Here is a 12,424-nt window from a genome sequence, read left to right on the forward strand (position 1 = left end):
TCCCCATAGATGGGGACCACCCTACGAAAGGGCCGACCGGAGCCTCGGGAGACGCCGTCCGGGTGCTCTACGGAACGCGCGTCCGGGCGTCGGCCGCCTCCCGTGCGCAGGCGTACGCGAGCGGGCTGATCAGCTCCTCGACATCGGGCAGCCAGCGGTTGGCGTGGGTGGGCCTCCGGGCCCACTGCACGGCCCCCCGGGCGCCGACCCGGGTGGGCGGCGCGGCGACGTAGTGGCCCTCGCCGAGTGCGGTCAGATCGATCGCCTCGGCGTTCCAGCCGAGCCCGCGCACCAGCTCGGACGCCTTGGCGGCGGCACCCGGCAGCGTGAAGAACAGCATCCGGCGGTCGGGCGTGCGGGTCACCGGGCCCAGCGTCAGGTCCATCCGCTCCATCCGGGCCAGCGCCAGGAACCCCGCGGCCTCCGGAACCTCCAGCGCGTCGAAGGCCCGGCCGGCGGGCAGCAGCACCGAGGCGCGGGGCTGCCTGCTCCACATGCGCCGGGCGGCGGCCCCGCTGCCGGTCGCCTGGCCCGCCCAGTCGGGCCGGTCCGCGTGGGCTCCGGGCAGGGCGCAGCCGGCGTCGCCGCACGAACACCGCTCCCCGCCGTCCACCGCCTCCAGCCAGGTGCCGGGGAACACGTCCCAATGACGCTCTTCCGCATACCGCACCGCGGCGTCGAGCAGATGCTCGCCCCGCTGCTGAGGGACCTGTGCGGCTTCCGTGACTCCGATGGGCTCTTCCACGCCCAGCACAACTCCCGCCGTCACCTGGGGTTACGGCCTCCCCTGAACCGGGGCCCGGCGCATCGATCCCGCACGCGGGGCGCATCGGTGCACGAGCGGGGGCGCGCATGAGGTGTCGCACCGAAGGGCGGGTAACCACCTCCAGGACCGCCGCCCGGGGCCGCTCCCGGACCTCCGCGACGGTGCAACGCGCCACGCCCGTACCGAATGCCGATGGAATATGCGCATTTCTTGAGTATGTGACGGGCAGTGATCCCTTCCACCGATCACTGCGCATAACCGATATTTCAGGGGGACATATGGCTGCAAGGCCTCTCGTAGCCCGCCAGCCCAACGAACGGCTCCAGACGCTCATCCAGGAAGCCGCCTGTTCCAACGCGGGCCTCGCGCGCCGCGTGAACATGGTCGGGGCCGAGCGGGGCCTCGATCTGCGCTACGACAAGACCTCCGTGGCCCGTTGGCTGCGGGGGCAGCAGCCCCGGGGCCGGGCCCCGGGCATCATCGCCGAGGCGCTCGGCCGCAAGCTCGGCCGTACGGTCACGATCGACGAGATCGGCATGGCCAACGGCAAGAACCTGGCCTCCGGTGTCGGCCTCCAGTACGCGCCGACCGTCGCCGGGGCCGTCGAGCAGGTCTGCGAGCTGTGGCGCAGCGACGTGGGCCGCCGCGATCTGCTCACCGGGTCGGCGGTCGCCGCGTCCGCGCTGGTCGAGCCCAGCCGGGACTGGCTGATCTCGGGCCCGGACGCCCAGGTCGAGCGGACGGCCGGGGCCCGGGTCGGGATGTCCGACGTCGAGGCGGTGCGGGCGATGACCGCCGCGCTGACCGATCTCGACCACCGCTTCGGCAGCGGCCATGTGCGGCCGGTGCTCGTGCACTACCTCAACAGCGTGGTCTCCGGACTGCTTTCGGGGGCGTACCGCGAACAGGTGGGGCGGCAGCTGTTCGGCGCGGTGGCCCGGCTCGCGGAGCTCGGCGGCTACATGGCGGTCGACACCGGCCAGCCCGGCCTCGCCCAGCGCTACTACATCCAGGCGCTGCGGCTCGCGCAGGCGGCGGGCGACCGGGCGTACGGCGGCTATGTGCTCGCCGCGTCGATGAGCCATCTCGCCGCCCAGCTCGGCAATCCCCGCGAGATCGCCCAACTGGCCCGCGCCGCGCAGGAAGGCGCCCGGGGGCAGGTCACCCCCCGCGCCCAGGCGATGTTCTACGCGGCGGAGGCCCGGGGGCACGCGCTGCTCGGGGACGCCAGGACCTGCCACGCGGTGTCGGGGCGGGCGGTCGCCGCGCTGGAGCAGGCGGGCCCGGAGTCCGGCGACGACCCGGTCTGGATCGCGCACTTCGACGCGGGCTACCTCGCGGACGAACTGGCCCACTGCCACCGCGACCTGGGGCAGCCGGAGCAGGCGGCCCGGCGGGCCAAGGAGGCGCTGGCCGCGCTGCCGGAGACCCGGGCCAGGCGCCGGGGCATCGCCCTGGTGCTGCTGGCCTCGGCCCAGGTGCAGCAGCGGGAGGTGGAGCGGGCGTGCCACACGGGCACCCGGGCGATGGAGCTGCTGTCGACGGTGCGCTCCAGCCGGGGCGCCGAGTATCTCGACGACCTCCAGCAGCGGCTCACGCCCTACGGCGAGGAGCCCGCGGTGCGGGAGTTCGGCGAGCGGCTGGAGCTCCAGGCGGCTTGAGGACGCGTGGTCGCCGATGCGGTCCGGGCCGTGTTCGGGGCGGTCCGGCCCGTTAACAGCGTCGCGGAGCCGTCGGGCGTTACCCACCCTGTGAAGGGGTCGTGAGGGGCACGACGCGCTTGGCGGAGGCGGGTGACCACCCGATAGCGTGAGCCGACGGTTCCGTAGGTTCACACGTAGGAGTCCTGGTGACGCAGAGCGGACAGGGCGGCGAGCACGAGCTCCCCGCCGCACGACCCGCGCACGAGGGTGTCGTGCTGCCTGCCGACGGCGGAGCCCCCTGGACGCCCGGGGCCGGGCAGGGCGGGCAGCAGGGCGAGCAGGCGGCGCCCGCGGGCGGGCAGCCGTGGGGCCGGCAGTGGGGGCCGCCGGGACCGCAGCAGCCGCAGGAGGGCTACGGCTACCCGCCCGCGCAGCCGCTGCCGCCCGCGCAGCAGCCGCCGGGCCCGGAGGCGTACCAGCAGGCCGGGGCGTATCAGCAGCAGCCGCTGCCGCCCGCGCAGCAGCCACAGCAGCCCGCTGCGTACCAGCAGCCTCAGCAGCTCCCCAACCCCTACCAGCAGCAGCCACAGCAGCCGCAGCACCCGTCACAGCAGCCCGGTGCGTACCAGCCGCACTACCCCCAGCAGCAGCAACATCAGCCGCAGCAACACCAGACGCATCAGCCGCACCAACCACCCCAACGTCAGCCGTACGCACAGCCGTTGCCGCCCGAGGCCGGGCCGGGCGGTCAGGGTGTGCAGGGCGGTCACGGCGGTCAGGGTGCTCCCGGCGGTGACGCGGACGCCACGCAGTACATCGCGCCCGTCCCGGGCGGCCCAGGCCCCGTGGGGCCCCCGCAGGGCGGCGGGGACGCCGACGCGACCCAGTACATACCCCCGGTGCCCGGAGGCGCCCCGTACGGGATCAGGCCGGGCGCGCCGGGGGACCGGCAGCCGCCCGCGGAGTTCGACAACCTGTTCCGTTCCGAGGAACCCGCGGGCGCCACGCAGCAGATGCCGCAGTTCGACGCGGGGCAGCAGCCCCCGCCGCCGTACCAGCAGCAGCCCCCGTCCCCGTACCAGCAGCAGGGCCACCCGCCCCGGCAGCAGCCCCAGGGCGCTGCGCTGCCGCCGCAGGCGCCCGGGGGCCACCAGCCCGGCCTCCAGGGCTTCCAGGGCCGTGCGGAGCAGGACGGTCCGGTCCCGCAGCGCGGCGGCGACGCCCCGCGACGGCGGTCCGCGCACGTTCCGCTGATCGCCGCGGTCGTCGTGGGCTGTGCCGTCATCGGGCTCGGCGCGGGCGCGCTGATGAGTGGCGACGACTCCGGCGGGGACGACAAGCAGCCGGTCGCCGCGCAGAGTTCACCGGTCGCGGACCCGACCACCGAGGCCGCGCCGCCCGACCCGGCGAAGCCGCAGGCCGAGGCGCTGGACAAGCTGCTGGCCGACAGCAACAACAGCAGGGCCGCGGTGATCAGCGCGGTCGAGAAGATCAAGTCCTGCAAGGATCTGGACCAGGCCGACACGGATCTGAAGGGCGCCGCCCAGCAGCGCCGCGACCTGGTGACCCGGCTCGAAGGGCTGACGGTGGACAAGCTCCCGCAGAACGCGGAGCTGACCGCCTCGCTGAACCGGGCGTGGAAGGCCTCGGCGGCGGCCGACGACCACTACGCGACCTGGGCGCGACAGGCCAAGAAGAACAAGTCCGTCTGCAAGGGCGGCCAGGCCCGGTCGACGAGCGAGACGGCCAAGGGCAACCAGCAGAGCGGGGTGGCCACCCAGGCCAAGCGCGAGGCGTCCAAGCTCTGGAACACGATCGCGGCGAAGCACGGCCTCACCAAGCACGCGTACACCGAGCTCTGAGGCCCGGACACGGCTGTGGCCGGGGCGTCCGCCCCGGCCACAGCCGTGTCCGGACGAAAGACCCCAGGGCGTGTTTCGAAAGTCGCGCCTGCTCGGCGGCGTCTGGCACTTCCCCGAGCTCTTGGCTTCGCTCGAGCAGGGGAGGCCCCATCCCTCGCCGCGTTGTCGGGATCGCCCCGATACGTCCAGTATCGGGGCGACCCTCCGCCTTGCGATCGCACGCACCAGACGCCGCCGAGCCCGCCCTCCGGGCGGACGGCGCTACTTTCGAAACACGCCCTAGCCGCGCGGGGCGTCCGTCAGGGCCTCCGAGACGTCCACGAAGCCCTTCTTCTGGGCGGTGAGCCGGCCATCGCGGACCACCTGGAACGTCACCTTCGTGTTGACGATGCGCGGATAGCTCAACGTGCCCACCAGGTCCTTGAAGCGCCAGCGGAGCGTCGGGGTCAGACCGCCGGTGTCGACCTCGACGCCCCGGTTGAGGGCGGCCACGACCCGGCCCGACGTGACCTCCTCGTCGTCGATCGCCCGGACCGCCGCCCGCAGCGCCGTGTACGCGATCCACGTCGTCTGCACGGCGGTGTCGTCCGGGTCGATGCGGTTGTCACCGAAGGCGTACTTCCCGATCACCTCGCGCATCTCCTTCCAGCGCGCGTTCCTCGCGTCCGGGTACCAGCCCGTGACGTAGGCGCCCTCGAAGGGGCTGTTCGGACCGCCCGTGCGGTCGATGAGCGGCTGGCTGACGCTGCCCAGCACGGAGGAGATCCTGACCTGCTCGCCGTCCGGCTCCAGGCGGCGGAAGGAGTCGAAGAACGTCTCCGTGCGGGTGCCGAGCACCGCCGTCACACAGCCGCCGCCCGACCGCTCCAGCGCCTGCGCGGCCTGCTCGTCGTAGGACGTGGCGTCCACCGGGGCCAGGATGTCGGTGGAGGCGGGCCGGTCGGCGGCCATCAGCCCGTTGTTCAGGAGCGGCGGCATGCCGTCGCCGCCGATCGAGTCGGGCCGCACCAGCGAGACCCGCTCGCAGCTGCGGCCCAACTGCCGTCCGTGACCGGCCAGCAGCGCCGGCTGGCCGCCGTTGACGGGGTACGAGAGATAGCTGCTGAACTCCTCGGTGGAGGCGCCGTAGCCGCCGATGTACGGGACGCCGCCCGCCTCCAGCGCCGGCATGAAGCTCTGGCCGTGGCGGCTGTACGAGCCGACGACGGCGGCCACCTTCTTCCCGACGGCCTCCCGCGCGCACCGCTCGGCGCCGATCGGGGTGTCGGACTCGTCGCAGACGACCACCTTCAGCTCGCGCCCGTCGATGCCGCCGGTGTCGTTGACCCAGCGGGCGTACGTCTGCGCCATCGCGGGCACCCCGGCCATCTTCACCGCGTTGATGTCCTCCGACCTGTCGGGCGCCCAGGTCATCACGGTGACGGGCTCCCTGGACCCCCCCGAAGCCCCAGGGAGCGCGCCACAGCCGGACAGCAGCACCGCCCCCGCCGCCGCCGCGCTGATGACGCCCGGGAAGGGGCGGGGAAAGGTGGGGCGTCGCCGTCCGGTCATGGACCAGGACTCTTTCGGGCCCCGGGTAACGGCGCGGTGTGCGGTTCTCAACGCACGGTGACGTCCAGGTGAATTGCGGGGGCCCGTGCGGGGGAGCGGTGAAGGAACGTACGATCGACGACCGTGCAGCAAGGTTCGGAGAACTCTTCCCGTCGCGGCCGTCGCTCCTCCACCATGGGCGGCATGCCGCTCACTGACATGCCGTGGTGGCGCTGGCGCACCAACGTGCGCTCGGCGCTGCACATGCTCTCCGACCCCGCCTTCCACCACGAGTGCTGGCTCGCCGGCCGGGAAGGGTACGGGGACGTCACCGACGCCGTGTACCGCCTGGTCGAGGACACCTGGCTCGACAACTGGTCCGCCGAGAAGTACGTCGGCACCATCTTCAGGGACTCCGCCGAGGCCGCCGCCGTGGACGCCGCCGCCCTGCGGGTGCTGCGGATCATGCACCAGGTCGGCGCGGACGCCCCCGTCTCCGCCTATCTGGAGCACCACGGCTGGCCCGAGGCCGTCCACGCGGCCCGCGAGGCCCATGTGATGCTCGCCACCAACGACGCGGAGGATCCGGACATACCGCCGCGCTCGCTGGACGTCATCCGCATCATGACCAGGGCCGCCTGACGCCGGGCGGGTGTGGCACCCTACGGGGATGACCGCGCCGCAGCCCGCCCTCTCCGCCGCCTCGGACGCCGCCGCGACCGAGCAGTACGTCCTCACGCTCTCCTGCCCCGACAAACAGGGCATCGTGCACGCCGTGTCGAGCTATCTCTTCATGACCGGCTGCAACATCGAGGACAGTCAGCAGTTCGGGGACCACGACACGGGCCTGTTCTTCATGCGCGTCCACTTCTCGGCGGACGCCACCGTGACGGTGGACAAGCTGCGCGCCAGCTTCGCCGCGATCGGGGAGGCCTTCCGGATGGAGTGGCAGATCCACCGGTCCGCGGAGCGCATGCGGATCGTGCTGATGGTCAGCAAGTTCGGCCACTGCCTCAACGACCTGCTGTTCCGCTCCCGCACCGGGGCGCTGCCGGTCGAGATCGCGGCCGTCGTCTCCAACCACACGGACTTCGCCGAGCTCGTCGCCTCGTACGGCATCCCCTTCCGGCACCTCCCGGTGACGAAGGACACCAAGGCGGAGGCCGAGGCGAGGCTGCTGGAGCTGGTCCGCGAGGAGGACGTCGAGCTGGTCGTCCTGGCCCGCTACATGCAGGTCCTCTCCGACGACCTCTGCAAGCAGCTGAGCGGCCGGATCATCAACATCCACCACTCGTTCCTGCCGAGCTTCAAGGGCGCCAAGCCCTACCACCAGGCGCACGCGCGCGGGGTGAAGCTGATCGGCGCGACCGCGCACTACGTCACCGCCGACCTCGACGAGGGCCCGATCATCGAGCAGGAGGTCGAGCGCGTCGGCCACGGCGTGACGCCCGACCAGCTGGTCGCCATCGGCCGGGACGTGGAGTGCCAGGCGCTGGCGCGCGCGGTGAAGTGGCACGCGGAGCGGCGCATCCTGCTCAACGGCCGCCGCACGGTGATCTTCGCCTAGGTCCCGTCGTCAAGCTGCCGGCGGGCGTCGCCCGGCGGGTCCTACAGCCTGCTGAGCGAGGCCGTCGCGAACAGTACGTCGCGGATGGCCTCGCGGTCGCCCTCCTGGCCCGCCGCCGCTTCCACCGGCGAGATGCGGCCCGCGACGAGCCGGCAGAACTCGACCCCGTCCAGGGCCACCTGCGCCACCACGCGCTCCGGCGACCCGACGGCGGCGGGCGAGTCCAGCGCTATGTACCAGTCGCCCCCGCCGTTGCCCTCGATCTCCAGATGGACCGAGCGGCCCGGCGCACCGGCCGCGACGAGGTCCTTCGCCGGTCCGGCCAGCCCGGCGCGGCGGCGTCCCGCCACGGCGGCCGGAAGCATCCGGGCCGCCAGGTCGATCATGCGGTGCAGATGGGCCGCCGACGGGGCCTGGTACGGGTAGTCGACGGCGTCGGCGATGTCCCCGCCGTGCACCCAGCACTCGAAGGCGCGCTCCAGCAGTGCGTCCTGGAGCGGCAGCGCGAAGGTGCCGTAGGAGACGGAGGCCTCGGCGACGTTCCGTCCGGCGAAGGACGCCGTGCGGATCAGCTCGTGGCTCTGGGCCCGCCAGGGCTCGCGGACGGCCCGCGTGGGTGGCGGCCGGGTCGCGGACCAGTACGCCTCGGTGCGCTCGGTGGGGTCCAGCGGCGCCCCGCCGCCGCCGAGCGGGTCGTCGAGGCCGAGCGCGGCGGACAGCAGCCCGTCGACCGCCATCAGATGGCCGATCACGCCGGCGACCGTGGTCCTGCGGCTGATCTCGCGCTCCTCCTCGAACCACTGGAGGCGCACCGGCGCGTGCCACTCGGAGTCCCCGATGTCGCGGAGCAGCGCGTCGATCCGGGCGGTCTCGGCGTCGTACGGGGCGGCCCACTCCGGCACCGGGATCCGGGCCGGGCGGCGGCTCAGACAGCCGTCCATCACCCGGGACCGCAGGGTCGGGTCGAGATCCAGGGAGCCGTCGGTGTGCAGCAGCCCCACCGCGTCCCGCAGCCGCAGCGCCTCGTCCGCGCACGGGGCGCACACGGTCAGGTGGTCCTCCACGGCGGCGGTCTCCCCGGCCGAACAGGCGGACAGCGCCCACGCGCCGAGGAGGGCCTTGAGGACCTGGTGCGGGAGGTCCGGGGCGGAGGTCATGAGCGGCTCCGGGGCGGCCCGACCCGGCGTGGCCTCTTCCGGGGCGGGCCGCTCCGGTTCGGGCGGTGCGGGCTGCTCCGGCACGGTCTCATCGGGTGCGGCCGGTCCGGGCGGCGGCAGCGGAGGCCGCAGCACGGACTCCAGGTCGAGATCGTCCGCCGCCCCGCGCGGGCCCGGTATCCGGCGGGCGCCGCGCACCTCCTCCTCGTCTCCCTCGCTCTCGCGTCCGTCGCCGCTCACCGGACCCGTCCGTAACCGGGTGGCGAGGCCCCGTCGAGCGGGCGGGCGTTCGCCGTCGAGAGCAGTTGGAGCCCCAGCCGGAGCCGGCGGCGCGCCTCGTCCTCGGTGACCCCGAGGTCGGCGGCGGTCTGCCGGTAGTCCCGGCGGTGGATGTACGCCAGCTTCAGGGCCTGCCGCAGCGGTGCGGGCATCGAGGAGACGATGTAGTCGGCGCGGGCGGCGGCCGTGGCGCAGCGCACCCGCCGCTCCACCTCCTCCGGGTCGGGCGCCGCGTCCTCGCCGTGCTCCGCCGCGTACGAGAAGGCCGCCGCGCGGCGCAGCCGCTGGACGGACCGGCTGTGGGTGAGCTTGGCGATCCAGGAACGCATCGAACCCTGCTTCGGGTCGTACGCCTCGGGGTTCTCCCAGGCCTGGGCGAAGACCTCGCGGGTCACCAGGTCGGCGGCGTCCTCGTCGTCGAGCATCCGGTACGCCTGGCTGTGGACGAGTGCCGCGAACCGGTCGTAGAGCTCGCCGAGCGCCGCCGCCTCGCCGCGGGCCAGCCTCTGCTGCATCCTGCGGTCCCAGCGGGGTGCTGTCTCCTTCGCCATGAACCCCCCAGCCCCCGGCCCTGTCCACCCAGCTCCGTGATCCACCCTGTGCCCGTGAGGACCGAATGTAGTCCGCCGGGCGTGCGGCGCACGCACCTTTGCGGCAACTCTCTTCCCGCGTCCTTCCCGCCGTGCGTGGCCGACGACGGTAGTCGATTTTCGGCCCGAATGCCTCCCCGTCCGCTCTGAGCAGCGGAAACGACCCGAAGTACTCCTTTCCACCGGAAATCTCCGGGCGCCGCCCGGCGCGTCGGTGTTTCATGGGAGTGCGGTTGGGCAGCCGCGAGGAGGAACGGAAACTTCCGGATTGCCGGGAGCCCCGGAACGAGAGGTCCAGTCGCGTGACGCTGAAGGTGGACGAGGCGGAGCAGGGCTCCTGGACCGTGCTGCGCATGAGCGGCGAACTCGATCTGGTGACCTCACCCGTCGTGCGCCAGTCCGTCCACGAGGCGGTGGCCGAGGGGCAGCACGACGTGGTGCTCGACCTGTCCGAGGTGTTCTTCTGCGACTCCAGCGGCGTCGGTGTGCTGATCGCCTCGCGCCGGCTGATGAAGTCCTGCGGAGGCCGCCTGCGGCTGATTCTCCCGGCCCGGGGCGCGGAGGACGGTTCGCACGTCAACAAGGTGCTCGGGGCGCTCGGGGTGCGCCGGCTGTTCGACGTCTACGCCGACGCGCGGTCCGCCACCGACGAGGAGTGCAGGCCGCTGAGCGCCTGAAACGGCGGTTCCCGATGCGAGGTTGTCACAGAGGAAGCGCTGCTCGGTGACACGTGGGCGCTCCGGGCGTCGTACGCTCCCCGCATGGACAGCGCAGAGTACGAGCGAAAGATCGCGCACCGATTCGCCGCCTTCGACCAGGACGGCAACGGCTATATCGATCGTGCCGATTTCAACGCCGCAGCGGCCCGTCTGCTCACCGAGTTCGGTACGACGGCCCGCTGCGACAAGGGCCAGGCGCTCTACACCGGTGCCGAGGCCTTCTGGCAGGGCATGGCGGGGATCGCCGATGTGGACGGGGACCAGCGGGTCACCCGTGAGGAGTTCGTGGGCGGGGCGGTGAAGCGGCTCCGGGACAATCCAGGACGGTTCGCCGAGATCGCCCGGCCGTTCCTGCGGGCGACCATCGCGGTCGCGGACAGCGGGAACGACGGCAGGGCGGCGGTCGGGGACGTGGAGCGGGCGCTCCGGGTCCTCGGGGCCAGTGAAGAGATCGCGAGCATCGCCGCCCAGAGCCTGGACACGGACCGGGACGGACTGGTGGCGGAGAGCGATGTGGTGGCGGCGTTCGCCGTGTACTTCACGGTGATCGAGCCCGACGCGTAGGAACCCCGGGCGTTACGGGGACGGCGCGCCGTCCCCGTAACGCCTCCCGCCCCGTGTCGTCTGTGGCAGCCGCGACGCCCGGTCACCGCCCGGCTCACCCGCCGAACCGTTCCCGCAGCCGGTACTTGAGCACCTTGCGCAGCGTCTCGTTGCGGGGCAGCGCGTCGAGCACCTCCAACTGCTCGGGCACCTTGTGGACCGACAGGCCCGCCTCCCGCAGGTGGGCGGAGAGCCCGGCCAGGGTCAGGGGCGGGGCGCCGGGCGGCTGTTCCACCACCGCGCAGACACGTTCGCCGCGCTCCGGGTCGGGCAGTCCGATGACCGCCGCGTCGGCGACGGCGGGGTGCGTGTGGAGCAGGTCCTCGATCTCCTTGGCGGAGATGTTCTCGCCCTTGCGGATGATGATGTCCTTCAGCCGGCCGGTGAGCGTGAGGTGCCCGCTCTCCTGGAGCCGCCCCAGGTCCCCGGTGATCAGGAACCCCTCGGCGTCGAAGGCCGCGGCGGAGGCCCCGGCGTCCAGATAGCCCCGGCAGACCGCCTCCCCGCGCAGCCGCACCTCGCCCTCGGCGCCGTACGGGAGCGGCTCGCCGTGTTCGTCGGCGATCCGGATCTCCATGCCCTCGGGCGGCCGCCCCTCGGTCAGGGCCAGGTTCTCCGCCGTGTCGTCCGGGGCGCCCATGGTGATCATCGGGACCTCGGTCATGCCGTAGCCGTGGGTGAGCCGGACCTTCATCTCCCCCACCACCGCGTGGTAGAGCTCCGGGGGCTTCGGCGCCCCGCCGCCCGCGAGGAGGCGGAGCGTGGGGACGACGGGCCGGCCGGGGTCCTTGCGCTGCTCGGCCAGGAACATCGCGTAGAACGCCGTCGACCCGCCCGCCACGGTCACCCCGTGCCGCCGGTACTCCGCCAGCGCGTCCGGCAGCGCGAACTGCTCGAACATCACCGCGGGGAACCCGTACAGCAGCAGCATCACCGTGTAGTCGGGCCCGGCGACATGGGCGTACGGGAACGCCATCGAGCCCACGTCCCGTGCGGAGAGCTTCAGCGCGTGGGCGAGACAGGAGCCGCCCGCGATCAGGGAACGGTCGGTGTGCAGGACGCCCTTGGGGTCGGAGGTGGTGCCGGAGGTCCAGTAGATCCAGCGGACCTCCTCGCCCGAGGCCGGTTCCGGCGGGGGCGGCAGGACCGCCGGGTCGCCGTCGGGGAGGGCGTCGTACGCCTCGAAGACCTGGGGCGGGTCGGGGAGTTCCCCGGCGATCCGCTCGGCCATCGCCGTGTGGTCGAAGCCGCGCCACACGCCCGGCACGGCGAAGAACGCGGCCCCCGACTCCCGCAGCGCGAACCGCACCTCGCGGTCCCGGTAGAACGGGATGACCGGCGTCTGTACGGCCCCGAGCCGGGTCAGGGCGAAGGAGAGCACGGCCGTCTCCAGCCGGGTCGGCAGCTGCCAGGCCACCACGCTGCCCGCCCGCACGCCCATCCCGTACAGTCCCGCGGCGACCCGCTCGGCGCGGTCCCGCAGCTCGCCGAAGGTCAGGCTCCGGTCCTCCTGGAGCAGGACCGGGCGGTCGGGGGTGCGGGCGGCGCGGCGCTCGATCAGCTCCCAGAAGGTGCGGGAGGCGCCCAGGGCGTGGGCGGATGCGGTCACGTCGTTCACGGCGGTCACAGCGGTCCCTCCGAACTGACGGCCAGTCAGATAATGCGGAGAGCGTAGGGCTCCGTGCCTTGTCGGTCCAGGGGTGCGGGG

At 73.2% G+C, this 12,424-nt stretch carries 11 protein-coding genes; 6 read left to right on the forward strand and 5 right to left on the reverse strand.

From position 1 onward, the window contains the following. Positions 1-67: 67 nt before the first annotated feature. Positions 68-754 carry a bifunctional DNA primase/polymerase gene (locus OG245_RS21750; RefSeq protein ID WP_371627945.1) on the reverse strand — a complete coding sequence of 229 codons (687 nt, stop codon included), beginning with the start codon at positions 752-754 and terminating at the stop codon, positions 68-70. A gap of 290 nt (positions 755-1,044) precedes the next feature. Here OG245_RS21750 and OG245_RS21755 point away from each other — a divergent pair, with 290 nt between their 5' ends. Both OG245_RS21755 and OG245_RS21760 read left to right on the forward strand, forming a co-directional pair. After that, the gene (locus tag OG245_RS21755) at positions 1,045-2,427 is read left to right on the forward strand and encodes a transcriptional regulator (RefSeq protein WP_215109750.1); all 1,383 of its coding nucleotides are present in this window, start codon (positions 1,045-1,047) and stop codon (positions 2,425-2,427) included. A gap of 188 nt (positions 2,428-2,615) precedes the next feature. Further along, positions 2,616-4,271, forward strand: coding sequence for a hypothetical protein (locus OG245_RS21760; protein WP_371625160.1), 1,656 nt, complete (start codon positions 2,616-2,618; stop codon positions 4,269-4,271). 279 nt (positions 4,272-4,550) lie between these two features. Here the strand turns inward: OG245_RS21760 and OG245_RS21765 are convergent, their stop codons facing one another. Beyond that, positions 4,551-5,822: an ABC transporter substrate-binding protein gene (locus OG245_RS21765; protein ID WP_371625161.1), complete on the reverse strand. Its 1,272-nt coding sequence runs from the start codon at positions 5,820-5,822 to the stop codon at positions 4,551-4,553. 174 nt (positions 5,823-5,996) lie between these two features. On the opposite strand from OG245_RS21765, the gene OG245_RS21770 reads away from it, so the two are divergent. Further along, a complete protein-coding gene (locus OG245_RS21770) occupies positions 5,997-6,443 on the forward strand; it encodes a hypothetical protein (protein ID WP_073740564.1) in 447 nt (148 codons plus the stop codon). Between the two features lie 28 nt (positions 6,444-6,471). Further along, positions 6,472-7,368 (forward strand): formyltetrahydrofolate deformylase, encoded by an 897-nt coding sequence (purU, locus tag OG245_RS21775; RefSeq protein WP_371625162.1) that lies wholly within the window; start codon positions 6,472-6,474, stop codon positions 7,366-7,368. A gap of 41 nt (positions 7,369-7,409) precedes the next feature. Here purU and OG245_RS21780 read toward each other — a convergent pair whose 3' ends face one another. Next, entirely contained in the window at positions 7,410-8,765 is a 1,356-nt protein-coding gene (locus OG245_RS21780; protein ID WP_371625163.1) for a maleylpyruvate isomerase N-terminal domain-containing protein, read from the reverse strand. Further along, positions 8,762-9,355, reverse strand: coding sequence for an RNA polymerase sigma factor (locus tag OG245_RS21785; protein ID WP_371625164.1), 594 nt, complete (start codon positions 9,353-9,355; stop codon positions 8,762-8,764). The genes OG245_RS21780 and OG245_RS21785 overlap by 4 nt, the downstream gene beginning before the upstream one ends. A gap of 341 nt (positions 9,356-9,696) precedes the next feature. Here OG245_RS21785 and OG245_RS21790 point away from each other — a divergent pair, with 341 nt between their 5' ends. Both OG245_RS21790 and OG245_RS21795 read left to right on the forward strand, forming a co-directional pair. Then, positions 9,697-10,071, forward strand: a complete 375-nt coding sequence (locus OG245_RS21790) for an STAS domain-containing protein (RefSeq protein ID WP_097932294.1) — start codon at positions 9,697-9,699, stop codon at positions 10,069-10,071. Positions 10,072-10,155: 84 nt separating this feature from the next. Continuing rightward, positions 10,156-10,677 carry an EF-hand domain-containing protein gene (locus OG245_RS21795; protein ID WP_371625165.1) on the forward strand — a complete coding sequence of 174 codons (522 nt, stop codon included), beginning with the start codon at positions 10,156-10,158 and terminating at the stop codon, positions 10,675-10,677. 94 nt (positions 10,678-10,771) lie between these two features. On the opposite strand, the gene OG245_RS21800 is transcribed toward OG245_RS21795, so the two are convergent. Beyond that, complete coding sequence (locus OG245_RS21800; protein ID WP_371625166.1) at positions 10,772-12,343, reverse strand: class I adenylate-forming enzyme family protein; 1,572 nt, start codon at positions 12,341-12,343, stop codon at positions 10,772-10,774. Positions 12,344-12,424 lie beyond the last annotated feature (81 nt).

The organism is Streptomyces sp. NBC_01116 (assembly GCF_041435495.1).
Classification (GTDB): Bacteria; Actinomycetota; Actinomycetes; order Streptomycetales; family Streptomycetaceae; genus Streptomyces.